Origin of the sequence: Streptomyces sp. NPDC093149 (genome assembly GCF_044754145.1) — a bacterium.
Classification (GTDB): domain Bacteria; phylum Actinomycetota; class Actinomycetes; order Streptomycetales; family Streptomycetaceae; genus Streptomyces.
Genome location: NZ_JBIVON010000018.1, coordinates 87,838 through 111,599, shown reverse-complemented (window position 1 = coordinate 111,599; position 23,762 = coordinate 87,838). Strand labels below are relative to the sequence as shown.

At 71.2% G+C, this 23,762-nt stretch carries 18 protein-coding genes and 1 riboswitch; of the genes, 11 read left to right on the top strand and 7 right to left on the bottom strand.

Translation table 11 applies throughout. The features are described from left to right. From ACIQCZ_RS35505 to ACIQCZ_RS35485, 5 genes are all read right to left on the bottom strand, one after another. Positions 1–738, bottom strand: a 738-nt coding sequence (locus ACIQCZ_RS35505) for a carbohydrate ABC transporter permease (RefSeq protein ID WP_402288940.1), incomplete at its 3' end; no start/stop codon positions are given. Positions 739–848: 110 nt separating this feature from the next. After that, positions 849–2,108: an extracellular solute-binding protein gene (locus tag ACIQCZ_RS35500; protein ID WP_402288938.1), complete on the bottom strand. Its 1,260-nt coding sequence runs from the start codon at positions 2,106–2,108 to the stop codon at positions 849–851. A gap of 83 nt (positions 2,109–2,191) precedes the next feature. Beyond that, entirely contained in the window at positions 2,192–3,448 is a 1,257-nt protein-coding gene (locus ACIQCZ_RS35495) for a Gfo/Idh/MocA family protein (RefSeq protein ID WP_402288936.1), read from the bottom strand. A 95-nt stretch (positions 3,449–3,543) separates the two neighbouring features. Next, the gene (locus tag ACIQCZ_RS35490) at positions 3,544–5,694 is read right to left on the bottom strand and encodes a peptidase C14 (RefSeq protein WP_402288934.1); all 2,151 of its coding nucleotides are present in this window, start codon (positions 5,692–5,694) and stop codon (positions 3,544–3,546) included. Between the two features lie 208 nt (positions 5,695–5,902). Beyond that, a complete protein-coding gene (locus tag ACIQCZ_RS35485) occupies positions 5,903–6,760 on the bottom strand; it encodes an IclR family transcriptional regulator (protein ID WP_402288932.1) in 858 nt (285 codons plus the stop codon). 291 nt (positions 6,761–7,051) lie between these two features. Between ACIQCZ_RS35485 and ACIQCZ_RS35480 the strand changes: the two genes are divergently transcribed. From ACIQCZ_RS35480 to ACIQCZ_RS35455, 6 genes are all read left to right on the top strand, one after another. Beyond that, positions 7,052–8,422, top strand: a complete 1,371-nt coding sequence (locus tag ACIQCZ_RS35480) for an aspartate aminotransferase family protein (protein ID WP_402288930.1) — start codon at positions 7,052–7,054, stop codon at positions 8,420–8,422. Beyond that, the gene (locus tag ACIQCZ_RS35475; RefSeq protein WP_402288928.1) at positions 8,422–9,609 is read left to right on the top strand and encodes a mandelate racemase/muconate lactonizing enzyme family protein; all 1,188 of its coding nucleotides are present in this window, start codon (positions 8,422–8,424) and stop codon (positions 9,607–9,609) included. Before ACIQCZ_RS35480 ends, ACIQCZ_RS35475 begins: the two co-directional genes overlap by 1 nt. After that, complete coding sequence (locus ACIQCZ_RS35470; RefSeq protein ID WP_402288926.1) at positions 9,606–10,451, top strand: amidohydrolase family protein; 846 nt, start codon at positions 9,606–9,608, stop codon at positions 10,449–10,451. Before ACIQCZ_RS35475 ends, ACIQCZ_RS35470 begins: the two co-directional genes overlap by 4 nt. Positions 10,452–10,640: 189 nt before the next feature. Next, positions 10,641–11,480 carry an SDR family NAD(P)-dependent oxidoreductase gene (locus tag ACIQCZ_RS35465; RefSeq protein WP_402288924.1) on the top strand — a complete coding sequence of 280 codons (840 nt, stop codon included), beginning with the start codon at positions 10,641–10,643 and terminating at the stop codon, positions 11,478–11,480. Positions 11,481–11,700: 220 nt separating this feature from the next. Next, positions 11,701–13,860 (top strand): peptidase C14, encoded by a 2,160-nt coding sequence (locus ACIQCZ_RS35460; RefSeq protein ID WP_402288922.1) that lies wholly within the window; start codon positions 11,701–11,703, stop codon positions 13,858–13,860. Further along, positions 13,857–14,789 (top strand): GNAT family N-acetyltransferase, encoded by a 933-nt coding sequence (locus ACIQCZ_RS35455; protein WP_402288919.1) that lies wholly within the window; start codon positions 13,857–13,859, stop codon positions 14,787–14,789. Before ACIQCZ_RS35460 ends, ACIQCZ_RS35455 begins: the two co-directional genes overlap by 4 nt. A gap of 71 nt (positions 14,790–14,860) precedes the next feature. Here the strand turns inward: ACIQCZ_RS35455 and ACIQCZ_RS35450 are convergent, their stop codons facing one another. Both ACIQCZ_RS35450 and ACIQCZ_RS35445 read right to left on the bottom strand, forming a co-directional pair. Continuing rightward, positions 14,861–16,252 carry a uracil-xanthine permease family protein gene (locus ACIQCZ_RS35450; RefSeq protein WP_402288917.1) on the bottom strand — a complete coding sequence of 464 codons (1,392 nt, stop codon included), beginning with the start codon at positions 16,250–16,252 and terminating at the stop codon, positions 14,861–14,863. A 462-nt stretch (positions 16,253–16,714) separates the two neighbouring features. Beyond that, the gene (locus ACIQCZ_RS35445; protein WP_402288915.1) at positions 16,715–17,956 is read right to left on the bottom strand and encodes an MFS transporter; all 1,242 of its coding nucleotides are present in this window, start codon (positions 17,954–17,956) and stop codon (positions 16,715–16,717) included. A gap of 145 nt (positions 17,957–18,101) precedes the next feature. Here ACIQCZ_RS35445 and ACIQCZ_RS35440 point away from each other — a divergent pair, with 145 nt between their 5' ends. From ACIQCZ_RS35440 to ACIQCZ_RS35420, 5 genes are all read left to right on the top strand, one after another. Beyond that, a complete protein-coding gene (locus ACIQCZ_RS35440; protein ID WP_402288912.1) occupies positions 18,102–19,292 on the top strand; it encodes an ROK family transcriptional regulator in 1,191 nt (396 codons plus the stop codon). A 521-nt stretch (positions 19,293–19,813) separates the two neighbouring features. Next, positions 19,814–19,944: riboswitch (FMN riboswitch) on the top strand. 159 nt (positions 19,945–20,103) lie between these two features. Next, positions 20,104–21,204, top strand: a complete 1,101-nt coding sequence (ribD, locus tag ACIQCZ_RS35435) for a bifunctional diaminohydroxyphosphoribosylaminopyrimidine deaminase/5-amino-6-(5-phosphoribosylamino)uracil reductase RibD (protein WP_402288910.1) — start codon at positions 20,104–20,106, stop codon at positions 21,202–21,204. Continuing rightward, complete coding sequence (locus ACIQCZ_RS35430) at positions 21,205–21,822, top strand: riboflavin synthase (protein WP_402288907.1); 618 nt, start codon at positions 21,205–21,207, stop codon at positions 21,820–21,822. Continuing rightward, complete coding sequence (locus ACIQCZ_RS35425) at positions 21,819–22,463, top strand: nicotinamide riboside transporter PnuC (protein WP_376216868.1); 645 nt, start codon at positions 21,819–21,821, stop codon at positions 22,461–22,463. The genes ACIQCZ_RS35430 and ACIQCZ_RS35425 overlap by 4 nt, the downstream gene beginning before the upstream one ends. After that, positions 22,460–23,758 carry a bifunctional 3,4-dihydroxy-2-butanone-4-phosphate synthase/GTP cyclohydrolase II gene (locus ACIQCZ_RS35420; RefSeq protein WP_351084347.1) on the top strand — a complete coding sequence of 433 codons (1,299 nt, stop codon included), beginning with the start codon at positions 22,460–22,462 and terminating at the stop codon, positions 23,756–23,758. The genes ACIQCZ_RS35425 and ACIQCZ_RS35420 overlap by 4 nt, the downstream gene beginning before the upstream one ends. Positions 23,759–23,762: the final 4 nt, after the last annotated feature.

Here is a 23,762-nt window from a genome sequence, read left to right as displayed (position 1 = left end):
CATCGTGTAGACCGCGTCGAAGACCTGGAACGAGGCCGTCGTCTCGATCACGGCGAGGAAGAACAGGGCGGGCTTGAGCTGGGGCAGCACGATGTGCCGGAAGCGCTGCCAGGGGCCAGCGCCGTCGGTGAGGGCCGCCTCCTCCAGTTCGCGCGGGATGTCCTGCATGCGGGCCAGCAGGATGAGCATCCCGTACCCGAAGCGGGACCAGACGCCGACGATCGCGAGCGCGGGCAGCACCAGCACGTCGTCGGAGAGCCAGGAGCCCTCCGACATCCCGAACCAGCCCATCAGGGTGGACCACGGGCCGCCGGTCGAGAAGATCCAGACGAAGACGGTGGCGGCCAGCACCAGCGAGGTGACGACCGGCAGGAAGAACACCGAACGGAAGAACCTCGCGCCGCGGAACGCACGGCGGGTGATCAGCGCCAGCGACACCGACACGATCAGCGTGCCCGGCACCGCGAGCACGGTGTACAGAACGGTGACCTTCAGCGCCTGCCAGAACAGCGGGTCGTCCCACAGGCGGGTGAAGTTGTCCAGCCCGACGAAGCTGCCGCCGCCGGTCAGGGAGTAGTCGGTGAAGCTCATCAGCACACCGGCGATGCCCGGACCGAACCGGAAGGCCAGGAAGAGCAGGAAGCACGGCAGGACGAAGAGCAGGCCGATCCGGGCCTCGCGGCGCGCCTGCGGCCCGCTGCGACGGCCCCGGCGGGTGGGTTCCGCGACGACTGCCACGGGGATCTCCTTGCGGTACGGGGGAATTGCGGGGGGGCCGGGGGAGCGTGCTCCCCCGGAGGGTGCGGGGCCGGGGTCCGGGTGCGGCCGGACCCCGGCCCCGCGTGTGATCAGCGGCCGAGCATCGCCTGCGCGGCCTTCTGCGCGGCGTTCAGCGCCTCCTGCGGGCTCTTCTTGCCCAGCAGCGCCGCCTGGATCTCCGGTGCGAGCACGCCCTGGACCTCACGGGCCTTGTCCTGGAGCGGACCCACGGTCATGCTCGGCAGCGTCGCGCCGACCGCCGTCTGCAGCGCGTCGTCCGGGTACAGGTCGCCGCCGGACTTGCGGGCCGGGAAGTAGCCGGCGGTCTTCTGCAGACCGGCCGCGTTCTTCGACTCGGCGACGAAGTTCAGCCAGTCGCCGGTGTTCTTCTTGTCGGCGCCCTTCAGCATCGACAGGGCGCCCACGGTGCCGTAGCCGACCGACTCGACGTCCTTCAGCGGCGGCTGGACGACGATGTTCTCCTTGCCCCAGAACGGCTCGACGTCCGCCGGGGTGTTCTGCCAGGTACAGGCGATCTTGCCCTTGGCGGTGGGGGTCTGCTCCAGCTTGGGCGTGGTGGTGACCAGGTCCTTGTCGGTGTAGCCGCCGTCGACGAGCTCCTTCAGGTACGTCAGGGCCTTGACGCCCGCCGCGTCGTTGAAGGTGACGGTCTTGCCGTCCTCGGAGAAGACGTCCCCGCCGGCCTGCCACAGCAGCGGGTAGAAGGTCATGTTGAGGGTCTGCTGGGTGTCGCCGTAATAGGTGGTGGCGTAGTAGCCCTTCTTCTTCAGCTTCGGGGCCAGCGCCTGAAGGTCCGCCCAGCTCGTCGGGTAGTTCTTCTCGCCGATCGCGGCGAACACCCGCTTGTCGCAGATCAGCGGGTTGGCGCTGGTCAGGATCGGGGTGGCGAGCGCCTTGCCGTCGATGGTGACGGACTTCAGCGCGAAGTCCGTGTAGTCCGACTTGGCGTCGGACGGCATGTACTCGTCGGCCGGGACGATGCTCTTGGCGTACTTCGGCAGCTGGTCCGGGATCAGGTAGACCGCGTCCGGACCCTTGCCGGAGGCGATCGCGGTGGCCAGGGCGGTGTCGCGGTTGGCCCACGGGAAGGTCTCCACCTTCACCTTGACGCCCGAGTGCTTCTTCTCGAACGCCTTGATCAGACCGTCCCAGTAGGCCTTGTTCTTGGCCTCGTCGAAGATGACGGGGTAGGTCCACATGGTGACGGTGTTGTCGCCGCCGCCGCCGCTGCCGGAGCAGCCGGCCAGCACGCCGGCGGCGAGGGCGGTGGCGAGGACGGGGGCGGCGACGGCGCGCACTCTGGAACGGCGGCTGAGGAGACGGGACATGAGGTGGTCCTCCGAGGACGTGAGGGTGGGGCGGGAAGAGGGCGAGCCCGGTCCGGTCGGAACGACAGGCTCTTCAGGGGGAGTCACTGCGCCGGGACCGTCTGGACGGTGCCGGTGTGCCGGGCACGTTCCGCGGCGAACGCCGCGAGATGGCTGCCGAGCGAGGTGGCGGGACCGGAGCGGACGGCCCCGGCGTCACCGGTGGCGACGGCGGTGACGAACGCCTCCACGAGCGCGGCGTCCCCGCCGCCGTGCCCGTCGGCCGCGTTCGACCCGGACGCGCCGAGTTCGTGGACGGTGGTCTCGCCGGTGCGGAAGTCCTGCACCGTGACCCGCTCGCCGTCACCGATGAGCCAGCCGTGCGAGCCGAAGATCCGGGTCTGCCGGTGCGTCTGCTCGGTGAACGCCACCATCTGGAAGGTCGCGGTCACCCCGCCCGTCAGCTGCATCGCCAGGACCTGGTGGTCGACCACGTCGTTGTCGCCGCGGTACGCGCAGACGCCGTACGGCCCCTCGCGAAGCGCCTGCACGAGACCGGCCTCGTCGGTCGCCTCGGTGACATGGGTGACCGGCCACACGGCGCCCTTCTCGCGCAGTGTCGGCAGGTACAGCTTCAGTGCGCTGTACGGGCAGCCGGACTCGACCGCACAGTCCAGACAGCGGTCGGCCGACCCGGCCGGGGCGTTCTCGGGCCGGAAGTGCTTCAGTCCGCCGAAGCTCGTGACCTGTTCGATCCGGCCGCCCATGACGTACGTGATCCAGTCCAGGTCGTGGCAGGACTTGGCGAGCAGCATCGGGGAGGAGTCCTTCTCGCTGCGCCAGGGCCCGCGCACATAGCTGTGGGCGTAGTGCCACCAGCCGACCGGTTCCAGATGGTCGAGGGAGACCAGTTGACCGAGCACGCCGGAGTCCACGACCTCCTTCACCAGATCGGTGTACGGGGTGTACCGCATGACGTGGCACACGGCGAAGAGGACCCCGGCCCGCTCCACACCCTCGACGATCCGCCGGGTCTCGTCCTCGGTCGGGGCGAGGGGCTTCTCGGCGAGGATCGCGTATCCGGCCTCGGCCAGGGCCAGTACCGGCTCCACGTGGAAACGGTCCTGGGTGGCGACGACGACGGCGTCGGCGATGCGGTTGTCGACGAGCGGCCGCCAGTCGTCGAACTCGACGGGTGCGCCGGCGGCGGCCCGCGCCGCGGGACGCGGATCGGCGACGGCGACGAGTTCGGCGCGCTCGGGGTGCGCCTTGATCCACTCGGCGTACGTCAGACCGCGGTTGCCGGCGCCGACGAGCGCGACCCGTACGGGGCGGCCGGTGATCGGGGTATGCGTGGACACGGGAATCCCTGGTGCTCGATGGGTTGGGGTCTTCCGTCTGGATCAGGCCGGACCTCGGGAGCCCGGCCTGATCCGAACGAGAGTGCCCGAGGTGGTCAGAAGCGCAGCGTGGCCGCGGTGTGAGCGACCCGGTCGCCTTCGTCGGGCAGTGCGGTGCGTTCGGTGCCGTCCTCGACGCAGCCGGTGTGCAGCAGATGGCTGGTGGTGCCGCCGAACGCCGCGGGCCGCAGTTCGAGCCGTCCGCCGGTGAAGGTGGAGCCGGTGGCCCGGTAGCGGTTGGGGCCCTCGGTGACCAGCACATGGGCGGTGCCCTTGGGCGCGGTCGAGTCGAGGCCGGTCAGCTGCCAGTCGACGGTCCGTCCGGAGCCGGTACGGGCCAGCAGGGCGCCGTCCTTGTTGGTGCCGGTCAGCCGCGTGCCGTCGACGCGCAGTCGCTGGTCCTTGGACGACGTCAGTTTCAGCCCGGAGTCGCGGAGTTCGCCGCCGAGGACGGTGATGTCGGTGTGCGCGAGCGAGACCGGGGCGGTGTCCTTGGAGCCGGTCAGGGTGCACTGGTCCAGGACGAGCGGCCCGGTGCCGTTGAAGACCGCGCCGTCGACGCCCTTCAGTGTGCTGCGCTGCAGGGTGAGCGGCGCGGTCACATTGGCCTGGGTTATCTCCGCGCCCGCTGAGAACGCGAACGAGGAGTCGGCGATCACATTGGGGCGGGCGGACAGGTCGGATGCCCGGGAGACGATCAGCGGACCGGTGGCGGTGCAGCCGCGCATCTGCACACCGTCGGCGTTGACCCAGAGCATGCCGGAGCCGGAGAGCGACTTCTTGCCGATGACCAGGACGTCTTCCAGCGTCAGATCGGTGATCTTGACCCGGGCGACGAACCAGGAGCAGGCATGTCTGCGGACGGTGATCCGCTTGGCCCTGCCGCCCCAGGCGGCACCGGAGTTGGCGAACGTCATCAGTCCGGAGTTGCCGGTGTAGACGAGGTCGTGCTCGAACTGGCCGTGCGTCACGAACGGACCCTCGTCGTCACCGTCGCCGTGGCAGTTGGTGACATAGCAGTAGGCGGAGGCCGTGAAGTCGTTGAGATGACGGGCGTTGGAGGTGTGACAGTCCTCGACGTGCCCGTACAGGCAGTAGATCTGCTGGGTGAGGTAGCCCGCGCCGCCGTACGTGACGGACTTGGGGTTGGTCAGCGAGCACTGCTCGGTGCGGTAGTACGTGCACCAGCGGCGCATCACGACCGGCCAGAAGGTGCCGATCGCCTCGATGCCGGAGACGTCGCAGCGGACCGCGTACTCGTACGCGACCGGGTGCGAGCCGGTCATCTCGTCGTCGCCCCAGCCCTCGAAGACCATGTTGCGGACATGGGCGCGGTCGACGGGTTCGATCCGGGTCCAGGTGAGGGTGCGGCCGGCGGCCAGGTCCCAGCCGATCTGGTAGTTGACCCGGACGTGCGTCGAGTCGACGACGTCGGTGACCTGGACGAGGCGCTGGATCTCCTTCTCGTACTTCCCCGCCAGGGCGTTGATCTCCACGGCCCACCACTGGCCGACGGCGAACTTCGACGAGTCGCCCACCTCGAACAGGTCCGAGAGGTCCGGCATCGCCGCGCTCAGGGTGTGTTGGACGGTGGTGTCGGTGACGGTGCCGCGGAAGGAGAGGACGGCGCCGAAGGGGTTGTCGTGGGTGTTCTTCTCGATGCCTTCGGTGCGTATGCGGTGGCCGCCGAAGTCGAGTTCGATGTGGGAGCGGTCGAAGAGGTGGCGTTCGGTGAACAGGAGGTCGGTGTGGGCCTCGATGCGGTGGATGCTCTTGTCGTCGATCATCGCGTCGAGGGCGGCGTCGGCGGGTTCCTCGGCGTCGAAGTGGCCGAAGGTGCGGAAGTCGACGGTGCCGTGGTGGAGCTGGTGCCAGCGGCCGGACTTGGTGTCGGTGGGTGCGATGACCGTTCCGCCGTTGTGCGCGGCGTCGGACTTCTTGTTCCAGCGCACGGCCATCGCGCCGCCGTCGCCGGGGGCGTGGTATCCGGCGATCAGGACCTGGGTGCCGTCGTCGAGCGGCCTGGTGCTCAGCGCGCGCAGCTCGGCGACCGTGTCGAGGCACAGTACGTCGCCGGTGTGCGACGGCGCGGCCTGGGCCGTGCCGGAGGCCACGGCCGAACCGGCCATGACCAGACCGGCCAGACCCGAAGCCCGCAGCAGCGTACGACGCGACGAGGCGGAGGTGTGGTGGTGCGGAACGCTCATGCGGACTTCGCCTTCCGAGAAGTGCCGAAAGTGAGGGAGCGTTCCTGCGGTGGACTGCCGTGAGGCGGATGGCTGAAAAGGGTCCGGCCGTCGAATGTCCATGACGCGACGGGCAGGCGTCGGAAGCGGGCCGGAAGGGGTAAATCGCCAGTGACGAAAGAATGTCACCGCGGTTGGCAGGGAACCTACGGCGGGTTACATCGATCGGTCAAGGCCTGAATCCGTCGGAATTCGAGGTGTCACCGTCGGACGCCTCGTCCTCCGCGTCGTCGACCCAGCCGAGCGAGACGCTGATCCGGCGGGCCGCGTCCCGGACCTGGCCGCCCAGTTCCTGGTAGCGCCAGGCCGGCAGGCCGAGCTTGAGACCGGTGATGGAGATGGCCCCGGCGCACACCGACCGGTCGTCGAAGACCGGCGCACCGATGCAGATGATGCCCTCGGCGTCCTCCTCGTCGTCCAGGGCGTAGCCGACCCGGGCGATGTCCCGCAGATGCGACAGGAAGGTGGCCGGGTCGGTGATCGTGCGGGAGGTGCGCCGGGGCAGCCCGAACCGCTCGACGACCGCGGCGGCCTCGCTCTGCGGCATGGCGGAGAGCAGGGCCTTGCCCAGCCCCGTGCAGTGCGGCAGCTCGCGCTGGCCCATCCGCAGATCGAGCCGGACGCGCTGGTCGAGCTCGACCTGGTCCACGACGACCGCGTGGCCGTCCTCGGGCACGGCGAGCCGGGACGCCATGCCGGTGGTCCGGGTGAGCTCGCTCAGCACGGGCTGGGCCACCCCGCGCAGGGAGACCTGGGAGCGGGCCCGGTCTCCGAGCCGGGCCAGGCTCATGCCGAGCCGGTAGCGGCGGTTCATGCCCTCGCCGTCGTCCGAGACGAGGCCGTAGGCGCGCAGGGTCTGGAGCATGCCGAAGGCGGCGCTCTTGGAGATCGAGCAGGCCTGGCCGACCTCCGTGACGCTCAGGCCGTTGCCCTGCGTGGGGGCGGCGAGCGCTTCGAGGATGTCCGCTGCCCTGGCCACGCTCTTGACCCAGTACTTCGGTTCTTCTGTGGCAGAGCTGTTCGTCATAGCAGAACAGCGTAGTGCCTTCGGGGGAGCCGGAAGGCGCTTTCGTCGTGAAAAAAGCACGACAGTCGGCCTTTCGATGCCTGGAGGGGGGTTGACCGGCCCCGGTGCCGCACGTAATATCCAGACACTGTTCTGCTCTACAGAACAGTGTTCGGAAAAAGCGAGACGCACCACCCAAGCACCACGGATCAACCTCTTCCTGCGGCGACTGCCGGGCGGATGGCGCCAGGGACTCACGGGCCGGGCAGGGCCTGCGAAAACCGACGACTTTCGACGCAAGGAGCAAGCGATATGAGTTCAGGCCCGGTAGGCAACGATTCCGGAGCCCGACTCGCCGAGCGCGCCCGCCAGGTCGTACCCGGCGGCGTGAACAGCGGTCAGCGCAGCGTTCCCGGACTGACCGACCTGGTCGTCACCGGGACCGACGGCGCACGGTTCCGTACCGCCGACGGACGCGAGTACACCGACTTCCACTCGGCGTTCGGCCCGCCGCTGCTCGGTCACAACGACCCCGACGTGGCCCGCGCCACTGCCGAGGCCGGTGCCGCCCTCGGCCACATGGGCGTCGGCGTCACCGAGGGCGAGGTCCTCCTCGCCGAACAGCTCACCGAGCTGATCCCGTCGATCGAGAAGGTGCTGCTCACCAGCACCGGCAGCGAGGCCACGTTCCACGCGCTGCGCGTCTCCCGCGCCGCCACCGGCCGCCGTCTGGTCGTCAAGTTCCAGGGCTGCTACCACGGCTGGCACGACGCGGTCAGCCTCAACGTCATCTCCGCCCCCGAGAAGGTCGGCGGCCACGACCCGATCTCGACCGGCATCCTGCCCGAGGTCCTCGAAGCCACCCTCGTCCTGCCGTTCAACGACAGCGAGGCCGTCCGCCGCACCTTCGCCGAGCACGGCGCCGACATCGCCGCCGTCATCGTCGAACCCGTTCCGCACAACGTCGGCGCACTCCTGCCGTACCAGGAGTTCCTCACCACGCTGCGCGAGGAGACGACCAGGGCCGGCAGTGTCCTGATCTTCGACGAGGTCATCACCGGCTTCCGGCACGACATCGGCGGCTGGCAGAAGATCTCCGGCGTCACCCCCGACCTCACCACCCTCGGCAAGGCCATCGCCAACGGCGCCCCCGTCGGTGCGATCGGCGGCCGCGCCGACCTGATGGACCTCTTCTCCACCCGTCCCGGCGCCCCCGCCTTCTTCGCGGGCACCTACAACGGCCACCCGTCCGTGGTCGCCGCCGCCCTCGCCACCCTGCGCAAGCTCCGCGAGGAACCGGTCCACGAGCACGTCTTCCGGCTCGGCGAGCGCGTCCGCACCGAACTGACCGGACTCTACGAGCGCCTCGGCGTCCCCGCCGTCGTCACCGGTTACGGCTCCGTCTTCGTCAGCTACTTCATGCCGGGCGAGACCCCCCGTACCTATGCGGACCTGCTGAACAACGATGCCTCCCTGTTCGTCGGCTACCGTCGCAAGCTCCTCGACCACGGCCTGTTCGAGCTGCCGCTCAACCTCAAGCGCAGCCACATCAGCTACGCCCACACCGATGCCGACGTGGACCGCCTGATCGAGGGCACCGAGGCCGCGGTCCGGGCCGTCCTCGCCGACGGCGGCGCCCGCGACCTGGAGAACACCTCGACCATGGGCGGAGCGACCCGCTGATGCTGACCGTCAACCGCACCCGCCCCGCAGGCCCCGCCGGACGCATCGCCCGCGTCGAGACCCTGATGCTCGGCACCTCCTGGCGCGACTTCGGCTACGTCCGGGTCCACACCGACGAGGGCCTGACCGGCATCGGCGAGATCACCCACCCCTACCGGGTCCGCGAGGTCTGCGAGCTCACCGAGGCACTGGCGCGGCGCCATCTCATCGGCGCCGACCCCTTCGACATCGAGGAACTCTGGCTCCGCGTCTACCAGGGCGACTTCCTGCGCGGCGGCGACATGGGCGGTGTCGCCCTGTCCGGCCTCGACCAGGCGATGTACGACCTGATGGGCAAGGCGCTCGGCGTCCCCGCGTACCGGCTGACCGGCGGAGCCTGCCGCGACAGCGTCCGTGTGTACGCCAACGGCTGGTACACCGGCGAGCGCGAGCCCGAGACCTTCGCCGCCAAGGCGAAGGAGACCGTGGCGAAGGGCTTCACCGCCCTCAAGTTCGACCCGTTCGGCCCCGGGCTGCACGAGCTGGAGCGTGCCGAACTGCGTCGCTCCATCGACCTCGTGGCCGCCGTCCGCGAAGCGATCGGGCCGGACGTCGACCTGTTCATCGAGGGCCATGCGCGGTTCGCCATGCCGACCGCCGCCCGACTGGTGCGCGAGCTGGAACCGTTCGACATCGGCTGGTTCGAGGAGCCGATGCCCTGGACCCACATCGAGCGCTACGCGGAGCTGCGCCATCGCGCCGCGTTCCCGATCTCCGGCGGCGAACACTTCCACAACCGGTACGAGTACAAGCAGCTCTTCGCCACCGACGCGGTCGACATCATCCAGCCCGACCTCTCGATGGCCGGCGGCTTCACCGAGGTCAGGAAGCTCGCCGCGATCGCCGACACCCACGGCATGCTCGTGGCCCCGCACAACTCCAACTCGCCGCTCTGCACCACCGTCTCGGTGCACGCGACGCTCGGAATCCCCAACTTCAAGATCCTCGAAACCTTCGACGGGCTCCTGGAGGACTACGTCTTCGACGCCCTCAAGGGCACCCTCCCGATCGTCGACGGCCACATCGGCCTGCCGACCGCTCCGGGGCTCGGTGTCGAACTCGTCGACGAGGTCTTCGAGGAACACCCGCCCAGCCACCGCTTCTGGAACATGTTCGCGGACGGCTGGGAGAAGCGGAACCGGACATGATCGTCGACGTCCACTCGCACCTCTTCCGGCACAGCCACGACTTCACCGACCCGTTCGAGTCCGACTCCGCCCGCGCCCACGCGGGCGAGGTCGACCTCACGGTGAAGTGGGAGGAGTACGCCGCCACGGCGCCCGAGGGCACCCGCACGATCGTCGTCGGCGGCAAGGCGCGGCGCAGCGGGCTCTGGGTCGACGACGCGGCCGTCGCCTCGTACGTCGGACAGCACCCCGACCGGCTCATCGGCTACCTCTCCCTCGACCCCACCCAGCCCGGCTGGCAGGACGAACTCCGTTACGGCCACCAGGAACTGGGTCTGCGCGGCATCAAACTGATGCCGATGTACGCGGGCTTCGACCCGGCCGCCGAGGAGTACGACGAGCTGTACGGCTACGCCGAACGGCACGGACTCCCGCTCCTGGTGCACACCGGCACGACCTTCGTGTCGAAGGCGCCCCTGGAGTGGGCGATGCCCCGCCACCTGGACGCGGTCGCCATCCGCCACCCCGAACTGCGGATGGTCCTCGCCCACCTCGGCCACCCCTTCGAGGGCGAGTGCATCGCGGTCATCCGCAAGCACCCGCACGTGTACGCGGACATCAGCGCTCTGCACTACCGGCCCTTCCAGCTCTGGCACAGCCTCCGGCTCGTCCAGGACTACGGGGTCTTCGACAAGCTGATGTTCGGCAGCGACTACCCGTTCACGACGGTCGACGACTCGGTGAAGGGGCTGCGGGAGATCGCCCGCATCCCCGGCATCCCCGGACTGCCGCCGCTCGACGTGGACGCGGTGGAGGAGATCATCCACCGGCCGTCGCTGGACCTGCTGGGGCTGAGCGGCTGACCCGGCCGTTCCCCACGAACCTGTCGGCCGACGCCCGGGGCCACCCCCCTGTCCGAGGGCGCCGGCCGGCAGCCGGGCCGCCGCGCTCCCACCCCAGTGTCCCTGCGCGGCGGCCCGGACCCCTCCGGCGGACCAGGGCCGGAACCACCGCACCTCTCTTCGTACCTCTCCGTCTGGAGGAACCCCGTCATGACCGCAGCCGTCCCGCCCCGCGGAACCGACCGCTTCGACCTGACCGGCCGCACCGCGGTCGTGACCGGGGCAGCCCGGGGTCTGGGCCGGTCCTTCGCCGTCGGTCTCGCCGAGGCGGGCGCCGATCTGGTCCTCGTCGACCTGCCCGGTGCCGACGGCGTCGCCGAGACCGCGGCGGCCGTCGAGGCGCTCGGCCGCCGGGCCCGCACCTACGGCCAGGATCTCGCGGACATCGACGCGCTGCCCGGCTTCGTCGATGCCGTACGCGCCGAGGCCGGACCGTTGCACATCCTGGTCAACAACGCGGGAACGGCGGCGCTGGAACGCTTCAACGAGATCACCCCCGCGAGCTGGTCGCACATCATGCGGGTCAACGTCGACGCCGTCTTCTTCCTCAGTCAGCGCATCGCCGAACACATGACAGCGGACGCCGTCGCCGGCCGCATCATCACCATCACCTCGAAGAACGCCCTGGTGGCTGAGGCGGGCCTGGCGCACTACAACGCCTCGAAGGCCGCCGCCCAACTGCTCACCGAGACCCTGGCGGTCGAACTCGCCCCGCACGGCATCACCGCCAACACCCTCGCCCCCGGCATGGTCGAGACCCCCATCGACGGAGAGTTCCCCCTCGACCGGGAAGCCTTCGAATCCGCCTACCGCGAGCGCATCCCGCTGGGCAGGTACGCACAGCCCGACGAATGCGTGGGCGCACTGCTGCTGCTCGCCTCGGACGCCGGGGCGTATCTCACCGGGGCGCGGATCGTCGTCGACGGGGGAGTGCTGGCCGACCAGATGCCGCGCATGCGCTTCATGCCGCCGTACCGCAACACGATCTGACGTCCGCGCCTCGTCCCGCCGCACCGGGCTTCCGTCCGACGTCCGCGCTTCGTCCCGGCGTACCGCAACACGATCTGACGTCCGCGCCTCGTCCTGCCGCACCCCGCTTCCGCCCGACGGCCGCGCCTCGTCCCGGCGTACCGCAACACGATCCGACCGCGACCGACCGGCAGTCGGTCCTCACCGAGCACGCATCGACACAGCGAGGAGCACCTCCGCCATGTCCGTCAATGCATCGTCCCCGAACCCGTCCTCCGCCTCGTCGCGTCGTACGCTGCTGCGGGCTTCGGGTCTGGCCGGTCTGGTCATGGCCGGTTCGGCCGTGGCCTCCGGCACGGCCCAGGCCGCACCGTCGCACACCGGCGACGTACTGTGCCTCGACACGGTCGCCGAACTGCGCGCGCTGAACACCAGGCCGCTCGACGACGGCACCCAGGCCCTGATCGCCGGATACCACGCCCCCGGCGACGGCGGCGCGATGGCCGTGCGCTGGAACAAGAAGTCCGACGCCGCGCACAACGGCGGAACGGTCATCGCACCCACCGACACCAAGTCCGGCCGCTGGCACCAGCTCCACCACGGCACCGTCGACTTCCGCACCTTCGGCCACTTCGACGCCGAGGAACCCGCCGACGCCGCCCTCGACGCGATGATCGACGACAAGAGCATCCACCGCATCGAGGCCCACACCGACCTCCTGTTCACCGAACGCCACCTCTTCGACCGCTCCCACATCGAACTCGACTTCGGCGGCCACCGCATACGCACCGAAGGCATCGAGAAGAACACCCACGACAACCCCTTCGGCGCCGTCCTCTCCTTCCGCGGCACCGTCACCGACACCACCGTCCAACACGCGCTCTCCGGCAAGGTCATCGAACTCACCGACACCTTCCCGGTCCCCGACGCCAAGGCGTTCGAGGTCGGCCAGTGGTGGTCGGTCCAGGTCGATCCGGTCGCGGGCGGCGGCCGCGACGAACGCGAACTGCAGAAGCTCGTCGAGATCACCGAGATCGTCGACGCGCACCACATCCGGATCGGCTACCTCAACGGCTGGGAGCTCGCCGCGGGCCGCACCCTGACCTGGACCCGCGTCGAGCCGGTCCGTGACAGCCACGTCCGCAACATGGTCTTCGAGGGCGCCGGCCCCGACGAGTACACCGGCTCGCACCCCGTCAGCTTCGAGTACGCCGTCGGCTGCGACGTCTCCGGAATCCACGCCACCGGGACCTTCTGGCCGGTCATCATGCGCCGCTGGTGCACCCGGTTCCGCACCGAGGACTGCTCCCTGAAGAACCCGCCCACCGTCGAGTACGGCGGCGCGGGCTACCTCACTCAGCAGATCTACTGCCTGTACGGACGGGTCGCGGACTGCACGACCAGCAACGTCCGTCATCTCAACGACCTCACCGCCTCCGCCTACTGCACCGTCGTGAACTGCCACGGCGACGGCGACGACGCGGGCGGCAACCCCTTCACCACCCACGGCCAGTACGAGCACGACCTGCTCTTCGACGGCAACTCGGGACTGATGGACATAGCCAACTCCGGTGCGCAGTGGGGGATTTCCGCCAAGCGGATCACCGTACGCAGACATGTCTGCTCCTGGTTCACCGCCAACACCAAGATCACCGATCTGACGCTCGAGGACATCACGGTGATCGCGCGCCCCACCTTCGACCAGGCCGGCACCCTCACCGTCAACGCCGACGGCGCCCAGGTCCGCGGCTGCACGGCCAAGACCTTCGCCGTCGCCCAGCGCTCCGCCCGCTCCACCCGGCCGACCACCATCAGCGACTGCTCCTTCGAGCCGCCCGCGGGCGCCGTCCTCGTCCAGACCCCGGTCACCGCGCCCGTCCACTTCGTACGTTGCGTCTTCAAGGGCGTCGACGGCGCGATCCTGCGCGGTGCGGGGCCCGTCCGCTTCACCGACTGCACCGTCACCGGCCTGGAGGACGCGGCCCCGCTCTCGGTCGGATCGGCGGATCTGCGGATCGACGGCGGCAGTTACGACAACACCGGCATCGAGCTCAGTGCCGTGCGCGACCAGCGGATCACCGTCACCGGCGGCGCCCGGCTCACCGGCAGCAACAAGGCCAAGGCGCTGCTCGGCCGCGCGGTCGGGCCCGGCAAGGTGACCTGGGACATCTCCGCGCTCGGCAGCACCGCCTCCGGACCGGACACCGCGCACGTGCGCATCGCCGACGGCACGAACCACTACGCGGCGACCGGCAGCCGCTTCACCGGCGGCACGCTCCACCTCGCCCCGGAAGCCCTGGACTCGGTCCTGCACACCGCGTGCGTCGAGGACGGCACCCGGCGCAGCGCGATGCCCGCGAACGGCGACTCCGTACGCACCGACGGGAACCTGACCCTGTGACCGCCGTCGTCAGGACAGCGACCCCGGCCGACGACCCGGCCCTGGCAGCGCTGTGGCAGCGCTGCTTCGACGCTCCCCAGATCCCCCGCCTGCACGCGCTGGATCCCGACCGCCACCGCCACACGTTCGTTGCGCAGAACGGTCCGGAAGGCAGGATCGACGCCGTTGTCGTCTATGTGCCGAGGCTGATCCGCGACGCGCACGGCACGCCGCAGCGGGTCGGCGGCATCGGCAGCGTCGCCACCCGCCCCGAGGCCCGCGGCCAGGGGCTGGTGCGGCGGCTGCTGGTGGAGGCCGAGCGCACCATGACGGCCGAACGATGCGCCTGGTCCCTGCTGTTCACCGGGACGCCCGGCGTCTACCGGGGCTCGGGGTGGCAGGAATTCGGCAGTACGTACACCGAGGGGGTGCTGGTGCCCCCGGCCGCCTCCGGGGCGTTCCTGGTCCGCGGGGCCACCGCGCGGGACGCCGTGGAGGTGACCGCGCTGCACCACGCGTACAACGCGAACAGGCCGCTCAGCTCGTTGCGCGGACCGGAGGACTGGGCGGTGCGCGTCCCCGCCTGGTACGGCGCGCCCGATCGCTCGCTCGTCGCGGTGGACCCCGCGACGGGGACGCTCGTCGGCTGGATCGTGGCCCAGCACGAGGGGGAGTACGTGGAGGTGCGCGAATTCGCGGGTGCGCCCGAGTGCCTGGGTGAGCTGCTGGCCGCCGTCGGTGCGCGGGGCCGGGCCGCAGGGCTGACCCGCGCGAGGGTCAGGCTCCCGGACGGTCCCGAGGTACGGGCGGCCCTGCCGGCTCTGCTGGCCGACCCTCGGACGGTGGCGGAGCACGTGGGCATGGCACGCCCGCTGCACGCCACCGCCGAAGCCGTCCGGGCCACGGTCACGGCACCGGGCGCGGTCCACTGGTACGGGGACTGTTTCTGAGGGCCGGGCGGTCGTCGGAACGGGGGAACGGCCGTGACACCCACCGGTCCGGCCGGGTACGCCGTGGCGTACTACGCCTTGTCCGTCGGCGTCGGCTCGTCGTACGCAGACGTCCCCGAGTCCAGCAGGGGCTCCTGGGTCTTGAGGTGGGCCGGGGCGAAGGCCCGCAGCGCGTGGTAGCCGGTGATCACCACGATGGTGCCCAGCGCGATGCCGCTCAGCTCGAAGTTGTCGGTGATCTTGAGACCGACCCCGCCGACGCCGATGATGATGCCCGCCGCGGCCGGAACCAGGTTCAGCGGGTTGCGCAGATCGACCTTGGCGTTCAGCCAGATCTGGGCGCCGAGGAGGCCGATCATGCCGTACAGGATGACGGTGATGCCGCCGAGCACACCGCCGGGGATGGCGGCGACCACCGCACCGAACTTGGGGCAGAGCCCGAAGAGCAGGGCGAAGCAGGCGGCGGCCCAGTACGCGGCGGTGGAGTAGACGCGGGTCGCGGCCATGACGCCGATGTTCTCCGAGTACGTGGTGTTCGGCGGACCGCCCACCGCCGTCGACAGCATCGACGCGGCGCCGTCGGCGGCGATCGCGGTGCCCAGCTTGTCGTCCAGCGAGGCGCCGGTCATCTCGCCGACGGCCTTGACGTGCCCGGCGTTCTCGGCGATCAGAGCGATGACCACCGGCAGGGCGACAAGGATCGCCGACCACTCGAAGCTCGGCGCGTGGAAGGACGGGAGCCCGATCCAGTCGGCCTTGGCGACGCCCGACAGATCGAGCCGCCAGTGGTCGACGGCCTCGGCGCCGCCCGCCGGAGAGTGGATCTTGCCGAAGATCCGGTCGAGGACCCAGGACAGCGCGTACCCGAAGACCAGGCCCAGGAAGATCGCGATGCGTGAGAAGAATCCGCGCAGGCACACCACGGCCAGTCCGGTGAACAGCATCACCAGCAGTGCCGTCCACTGGTCCTGCGGCCAGTACGTCGACGCGGTCACCGGAGCCAGGTTGAACCCGATCAGCATGACGACGGCGCCGGTGACCACCGGCGGCATCGCCGCATGGATGATCCGCGCGCCGAACCGCTGCACGGCGAGACCAGCGAGGAAGAGCACCACACCGACGACGAACACCGCGCCGGTGACCACGGCGCTGCTGCCGCCGCTCGCCCGGATCGTCGCGGCGACCCCGACGAACGAGAGCGAACAGCCGAGGTAGCTGGGTACCTGCCCGCGCGTGGCCAGCAGGAAGATGGCCGTCGCGACACCCGACATCATGATCGCCAGGTTCGGGTCCAGGCCCATGAGCACCGGGGCGACGAACGACGCACCGAACATCGCGACCACGTGCTGGGCGCCGAGCCCGAACGTACGGGGCCAGGAGAGCCTTTCGTCCGGCCGGACCACGGCCCCCGGTGCGGGGGTCTTCCCGTCGCCGTGCAAGGTCCAGCGCACGCCGAGGCCCATGGTCGCTCCCTGTGTGTAGGTGCGGAGTCCAGTGCCTCGCCCGGCATGGTGCTCACCGCAGAAATGATCAGCGCAATGGTAATGCCGGGACGCCCCGCGCTCACGGCCGGGCTGCGGGCCGGCCGCCCCGCGCGCGAAGGGCCGCAGAGGCGGGGCGGGGCTGTGGACCGGCCGCCCCGCGCACGAAGGGCCGCAGGGACAGAGCCTGTCCGAGGCGGTCGGCCGTCCGCTGCCCGCCGCGACGGGGGCCGCCCCTGGCCCCACCCGGAGCCCGAGTGCCACCGGCACGCGGCCGGTGACAACGTGCACGCCGCCGACGACACCGGCGACGCGAAGGCCCGCGCCGCCCTCGGACGGCTCCGGGCGCCGCCCGACGGAGAGCTGTGGGCGCAGCGCTCGTAGCGGAACAGCTCGACTCGACCGCCGGCCGAACCGCCCGCCGCGCCCCGCGGAGCCGAGGGCTCAGGGGCGCGGCTCGGCGGCCGTCGCGCTCGGAGCGCCGGCGTCCGAGGACGACACCGACGACACCGTCCGGCGGTCACCCGCCCGCAGCACCCCGGCGCCCAGCACCAGGCCGAACGCCAGCACCGTCACCAGGCCGAACGACACGACCAGCGAGGTCGCCTCGGCCAGCGAGCCGATCGCGGACGGGGCGATGAGCCCGGAGGTGTACGTGATGGTGGCGACGCCCGCGATCGCCTGACTCGGGTTCGGCCCGCTGCGCCCGGCCGCCGCGAAGGCGAGCGGGACGACCACGGCGACGCCGAGGCCCAGGAGACCGAAGCCGCACATCGCGAGCGGCGCGCTCGGTGATGTGACCACCAGGAGTCCTCCCACCGTCGCCAGGGCGCCGCCCACCCGCACGGTCCTGACCGCTCCGAAACGGTCGACGACCTTGTCGCCGACGATCCGGGCGACCGCCATGGTGAGCGCGAACGCCGTCGTGGACGCCGCGGCGAGCCCGGCGGAGGTGTCCATGATGTCCCGCAGATAGACCGCCGACCAGTCCAGGCTGGCCCCCTCCGCGAACACCGCGCAGAAGCCCACCGCGCCGATGATCAGCGCCGACTTCGGCGGCAGCGTGAAGCGCGGCGGCGGCTCCTCGTCCGGCTCGCTGCGCAGATCCAGTACGCCGCGGCAGGCGATCAGGCCGAGCGCGGTGAGAACGAGGGAGGCGAGGGAGTGGTGCAGCCGGGCGTCGGCGCCCAGATGCGCGGCGACGGTACCGGCGGCCGAGCCGATGAGCGCGCCCACGCTCCACATCCCGTGCAGCCCGGACATGATCGACTTGTCGAGGCGGTTCTCCACCTCGACGCCGAGGGCGTTCATCGCCACGTCCGACATGCCGGCCGTCGCGCCGTAGAAGAAGAGCGCCGCGCACAGCGTCAGCAGATTCGGTGCCAGCGCGGGGAGGACCAGCGCCAGCGTCCACAGGGCCAGCAGTCCGCGCAGCGCGGTCCTGGCGCCGAAGCGATGGCTGATCGCGCCGGCCAGCGGCATCGAGAGCGAGGCGCCGATCGCCGGGAAGGCGAGGGCGAGACCGAGCTGCCCGGCGCTCACCCCGGCATGCTCCTGGATCCAGGGAACCCGGGTGGCGAAGCTGCCGGTCACCGCGCCGTGCACGGTGAAGACCGCGGCCACGGCGAACCTGGCCCGCCGCACCTGTTCCATGCCGAAGACCGTCTCGGTGGAATCCGTTGTCATACCGCCGTGCCCTCCCCTGGGAATCTCTGTCACCGGCCACCCCGGTGCCCGTCTTCGCGGTGCGCGCAGTAAACTATCAGGAACCCTGCCTGATAAATAGCCCACCCGCTCCACCGGTGCGGCAGCGATCTGGAAGGATCCCGGCATGCCCGCATCACCGAGCACCGCCCGGGCCATCAACGACCGGCTCGCCCTGCGACTGCTCCAGCAGGACGGCCCGCTGACGGCCACGCAGTTGAAGACCCTGACCGGTCTCTCCCGCCCCACCGTCGCCGACCTCCTCGAACGGCTCCAGGGGGCCGGCCTGGTCCGGGTGGTCGGCGAGTCGGGCGCCGAGCGCCGCGGTCCCAACGCCCGGCTCTACGGGATCGTCGCCGACCGTGCCCACCTCGCCGCGCTGGACGTGCGCACCGGCAGCGTCGCCGTGGTCGTCGCCGACCTCCTCGGCGCCACGCTGGCCGAGGCCACCCTGCCCATCGATGGCGACACCGGCACCGAGGCCGCCGCCGAACAGGCCGCGGCACTGCTGGAACGCACCGTCCGCGAGGCGGGCGCCGCCCCGCTGCACAGCGTCGGCATCGGCGCGCCCGGCCTGATCGACCCCGTCACCGGCGAACTGCGCGACACCACCGGACTGCCCGCCTGGCACCGGCGACTGGTGCGCGTGCTCCAGCAACGGCTGCCCGCCACCGTGCTGGTCGAGAACGAGACCAATCTCGCCGCCGTCGCGGAGTACCGCATCGGCGCGGCCCGCGAACGCGACACCTTCGTCCTCTTCTGGCTCGGGCACGGCGTGGGCGCGGCCGTCATGCTGGACGGGAAGCTGCGCCGCGGGGCCTCCGGCGGCGCGGGCGAGATCGGATTCCTGCCGGTCCCCGGCGCGATCGGCGCCCCGTCGGCCGTCAATTGCGACGGAGGTTTTCACTCGCTGGTGGGTTCCGCCCCCGTCTGTGCACTGGCCGCCGCCCACGGCATCGCGGCGCCTGCTGAGACGTCCGACGGGGACAAGGAACCGGGCGCCGCGTTCGCCGTGCGGGCCGCGCTGGCGGGGGAGGGGGAGAGCGAGGCGTTCCTGGACGCCCTCGCCGAGCGGCTCGCACTCGGCGCCGCCGCGATCGCCTCGGTCCTCGACCCGGGCTGTGTGCTGCTGGCGGGCGAGGTCGGCCACGCGGGCGGCGACGCGCTCGCGGCACGGGTCGAGGAGCGGCTGGCCGGAATGTCCCCGCTGCGCACCGAGGTCAGGGCCGGGCGGCTCGGCGGTGCCGCGGTGCTCCGCGGCGCGCTGCTCGCCGCACGGGAGTCGGCCCAGGACGAACTGTTCGCCCCGGCCGGCTGAGCCGCTCGGCGGGGAAGGCACTCGAACAGCGCCTTCCCCGCCGTCCGTTCCGGGCCGGGAGAGGTCCCCACCGTCCGGCAGGCCCCTGGCCGCCGGGTGCCGGGGCGGCTGGTGTCCGGGCGCCCGCGGCCGGGGCTGCTCCGTCCGAGCGCGGGTGGACGCGGCGGTGGCCGATGGCGAACCGGTCACCGCAGGGCGGTCGGGGAGGGCCAACAGGCCCCGAGGTCCTGCCGGGCCCCCCGCTCACCGGTGGATCCGGGCGTCTCGCCCTCCGGCCGGCACGTGGCCTTCCGCCGGTGCGAGCCGTGGCCGACCGTCGTACCGGCGCCGTACTCGGAGCCCGCGCTCCGGGCGGGGGGCGCTGCAACCGCCACCGCCGGGGCTGGTGGGGGACAGCACGTCGGGTTCCTGCCGGGGAGGTTCCGTTGCGGCCCGCGTTCCGCGCCGCCTGTGAGCCACTCCACAGGCGCTCACCCATATGGCCCATCGGTGGGCATGGCACACTGATCGTGTACCAGCAGCAGCGCACTCCGGGGTCGGTGTAATTCCGAACCGGCGGTTATAGTCCGCGACCCGTCCGCATCCAGCGGCCGGTTGACCAGGTGGGATTCCTGGACCGACGGTTAAAGTCCGGATGGGAGGCAGTGCGCGGCGGGCCGTTTCACGGGTACGCCGCCGTCGGCGGATGGTTTTCGGGCGACCGATCCATCCGTTTGTTCCGGCATTCGGGCGTCCCCGCGTCGCGTTCCCGCTTTCTTCTGTCGTCATCGACAGGCCCCGGAGTCCGTGCCCGAAGAGGCAGGAGGACCCGGTGGCCACCGCAGCCGACATCACCGCCATGCGCCGAGCGATCACGCTCGCGGCCCGCGGTCTCGGCTCCACCAGTCCCAACCCGGTCGTCGGCTGTGTCGTCCTCGACGCCGCGGGACACCAGGTCGGGGAAGGATTCCACCAGCGCGCCGGCGGGCCGCACGCCGAGATCCACGCCCTGCGCGCCGCAGGCGACGGGGCCCGGGGCGGCACCGCCTACGTCACCCTCGAACCCTGTAACCACACCGGCCGCACCGGCCCCTGCGCCCAGGCTCTCGTCGAGGCCGGTGTCGCCCGGGTCGTCTACGCGGTCGGTGACCCGAACCCGCAGGCCACCGGCGGTGCGGACACGCTGCGCGCGGCCGGGATCAAGGCCGAGCAGGGGCTACTGGCGGACGAGGCCGCGGCCGGCAACACGGCCTGGCTGACCTCGGTGCGCCTCGGTCGCCCGTACGTCCTGTGGAAGTACGCGGCGACCCTGGACGGCCGGATCGCGGCCGCCGACGCCACCAGCCGCTGGATCACCTCTCCCGAATCCCGCGCCGACGTCCACCGGCTGCGCGCCGAGGCCGACGCGGTCGTGGTCGGCTCCGGCACCGCCCGTACCGACGACCCCCAGCTCGGTGCACGGGGCGTCGACGGCGCGGTGCAGCCCCTGCGGGTGGTCGTGGACACCGACGCCACCGCCGTACGCCCCGGGGCCCGGGTTCTCGACGACACCGCGCCCACCCTGATCGCCGTCGCCGACGACGCCGACACCCGCCGTCTCCCCGAAGGGGCCGTCCTGCGGCTGCCGCGCGCCGCCACCGGCCCCGGCCTGGACGTCCCCGCCCTGCTCGCCGCCCTGTACGGGCGCGGCGTCCGCTCCGTACTCCTCGAAGGCGGCCCGACCCTGGCCGGGTCGTTCGTCGCCGCGGGAACGGTCGACAAGGTCGTCGGCTATCTCGCACCCGTACTGCTCGGCGCCGGCCCCGCGGCCCTCGCCGACGCCGGAATCTCCACCATCGCCGAGGCGTTGCGCCTCGATGTGACCGAGACCGTCCGAATCGGCCCCGATCTGCGCATCACCGCCGTCCCCGGCCCTGCCCGGAAGGGAAACTGAGTGTTCACCGGAATTGTCGAAGAACTGGGTGAGGTCACCGCCGTCGAGGAACTCGGCGACGCCTCCCGCTTCCGCCTGCGCGGTCCCGTGGTCACCGAAGGCGCCAAGCACGGCGACTCCATCGCCGTCAACGGCGTCTGCCTCACCGTCGTCGACCTCGGCGACGGCGAGTTCACCGCCGACGTGATGGCCGAGACCCTGAACCGGTCCAGCCTCGGCGCCCTGGAAACGGGATCCCGGGTCAACCTGGAACGCCCCATGGCGGTCGGCGGCAGGCTGGGCGGCCACATCGTCCAGGGCCATGTCGACGGCACCGGGCGCATCGTCGAGCGCAAGATCTCCGAGAACTGGGAGATCGTGAAGATCTCCCTCCCGGCGGACCTGAGCCGTTACGTGGTGGAGAAGGGGTCGATCACCGTCGACGGGGTCAGCCTGACCGTCGTGGACGCCGGACCCGACTACTTCACCATCAGCCTCATCCCCACCACCCTCGCGCTGACCACGCTCGGCATCAAGGGGCCCGGCGACCCGGTCAACCTGGAGGTGGACGTCATCGCGAAGTACGTCGAGCGGCTGCTCGGCCACACTCCGCGGCAGCCCGAGGAGCCGGCGAAGTGACCGCGCTGAACTGGCTGAACTCGCAGGCGTTCACCGTCTTCGGTCAGCACATCATCTGGTCCGACATGATCGGCAACACGGTCGGTCTGATCGCGCTCACCCTCGGCTGGCTCCGCTCGATCTGGACCTGGCCCGCCCAGCTCCTGTCCGGTGTCGTCCTGGTCGCCGCCAACGTGTCCGTGCACCAGGCGGGCAGCGTCGGCAAGCAGCTCGTGGTCATCGCCGTCGCCGTCTGGGGCTGGCAGCAGTGGACCCGGGGCAGGCGGCAGGCCCAGGACGGCTCCATCGCCGTACGGTTCGCCACCTGGCGCGAGCGCGGCTTCCTGCTGGGCGGCGCCGCCCTCGGCACCCTCGCGGTCGGCGGCCTGTTCACCGCGTTCCCCTCGCTCTCCTGGAGCCCGTGGGCGGACGCGTACATATTCGCCGGAACGCTCGTCGCGATGTTCGCCCAGGCGCGCGGCATGGTCGAGTTCTGGTTCGCCTGGCTGCTGGTCGACCTGGTCGGCGTACCGCTGAACTTCCACAGCGGACTCGCCTTCTCCGGACTCATCTACGTCGTGTACGGCGCCCTTGTCCTGTGGGGCATGCGCGACTGGTGGCTGCGTTCGCGGACACCCGCTCTGGAAGGAGCCACGGCATGACTGCCCAGCCCACCTGGTTGCACCGGGACCACGGGAGCGCCGTCGAGGACCTCACGCTCGACCCCGTCGAGCAGGCCATTCGCGACATCGCCGCCGGACGGCCCGTCGTGGTCGTCGACGACGAGGACCGCGAGAACGAGGGCGACCTCGTCCTCGCGGCCGAGAAGGCCACCCCCGAGATCGTCGCGTTCATGATGAGCGAGTGCCGCGGTCTGATCTGCGCCCCCATGGAGAACGACGAGCTGGAACGGCTCGAACTTCCGCAGATGGTCGACCACAACACCGAGTCGATGCGTACGGCGTTCACCGTCTCCGTCGACGCGTCGGCGGCCCACGGCGTGACCACCGGCATCTCCGCCGCCGACCGGGCCGCCACCCTCCGGCTGCTGGCCGGCGGCGAGGCGGGCCCCGGCGACTTCGTACGGCCCGGTCACATCTTCCCGCTCCGCGCCCGCTCCGGCGGTGTGCTGGTCCGCAACGGCCACACCGAGGCCGCTGTCGACCTCGCCCGGCTCGCCGGGCTGCGGCCCGCCGGAGCGATCGTCGAGATCGCCGGCGAGGACGGTGTGATGCTGCGGCTGCCCCAGCTGATCCCGTTCGCCCGCAAGCACGGCCTCACGATCATCTCCATCGAGGACCTGATCGCCTACCGCCGCACCTCGGAGCCGACCGTCCGCCGCGAGGCCGAGGTGCGGCTGCCGACGGGCTTCGGCGCGTTCACCGCGTACGGCTACCGCTCCACGGCCGACGGCGTCGAGCACGTCGCGCTCGTCCACGGCGACATCGCGGACGGCGACGACGTCCTGGTGCGGATCCACTCCGAGTGCCTGACCGGCGACATCTTCCAGTCGCAGCGCTGTGACTGCGGGCCCCAGCTGCACGCCTCCATGCGACGGATCGCCGAGCGGGGCCGCGGCGTCGTCGTCTACCTGAGAGGTCACGAGGGGCGCGGCATCGGTCTGCTGTCCAAGCTGCGCGCCTACGAACTCCAGGAGCGCGGCGTCGACACCCTCGACGCCAACCTGGAGCTCGGTCTGCCGGCCGACGCCCGGGACTACGCGGCGGGTGCCCAGATCCTCAAGGACCTCGGCGTCCGGAGCCTGCGGCTGATGACCAACAACCCCGACAAGACGGCCGCCGTCCTGCGGCACGGTCTGGCCGTCACCGGCCGCGAGCCGATGCCCGTCCAGGCCGGCGAACACAATCTGAGCTACCTGCGCACCAAGCGCGACCGCATGGGGCACGACCTGCCCTGGCTCGACGCCGCCCCGGTGTCGACCTGCGGCAACCAGTGAACGA

Coding starts and splice junctions, on each gene's coding strand:
- ACIQCZ_RS35420 (WP_351084347.1), top strand. CDS start 22,460: ATGACTGCCCAGCCCACCTGGTTGCACCGGGACCACGGGAGCGCCGTC.
- ACIQCZ_RS35465 (WP_402288924.1), top strand. CDS start 10,641: ATGACCGCAGCCGTCCCGCCCCGCGGAACCGACCGCTTCGACCTGACC.
- ACIQCZ_RS35500 (WP_402288938.1), bottom strand. CDS start 2,108: ATGTCCCGTCTCCTCAGCCGCCGTTCCAGAGTGCGCGCCGTCGCCGCC.
- ACIQCZ_RS35460 (WP_402288922.1), top strand. CDS start 11,701: ATGTCCGTCAATGCATCGTCCCCGAACCCGTCCTCCGCCTCGTCGCGT.
- ACIQCZ_RS35450 (WP_402288917.1), bottom strand. CDS start 16,252: ATGGGCCTCGGCGTGCGCTGGACCTTGCACGGCGACGGGAAGACCCCC.
- ACIQCZ_RS35475 (WP_402288928.1), top strand. CDS start 8,422: ATGCTGACCGTCAACCGCACCCGCCCCGCAGGCCCCGCCGGACGCATC.
- ACIQCZ_RS35480 (WP_402288930.1), top strand. CDS start 7,052: ATGAGTTCAGGCCCGGTAGGCAACGATTCCGGAGCCCGACTCGCCGAG.
- ACIQCZ_RS35470 (WP_402288926.1), top strand. CDS start 9,606: ATGATCGTCGACGTCCACTCGCACCTCTTCCGGCACAGCCACGACTTC.
- ACIQCZ_RS35485 (WP_402288932.1), bottom strand. CDS start 6,760: ATGACGAACAGCTCTGCCACAGAAGAACCGAAGTACTGGGTCAAGAGC.
- ACIQCZ_RS35490 (WP_402288934.1), bottom strand. CDS start 5,694: ATGAGCGTTCCGCACCACCACACCTCCGCCTCGTCGCGTCGTACGCTG.
- ACIQCZ_RS35445 (WP_402288915.1), bottom strand. CDS start 17,956: ATGACAACGGATTCCACCGAGACGGTCTTCGGCATGGAACAGGTGCGG.
- ACIQCZ_RS35440 (WP_402288912.1), top strand. CDS start 18,102: ATGCCCGCATCACCGAGCACCGCCCGGGCCATCAACGACCGGCTCGCC.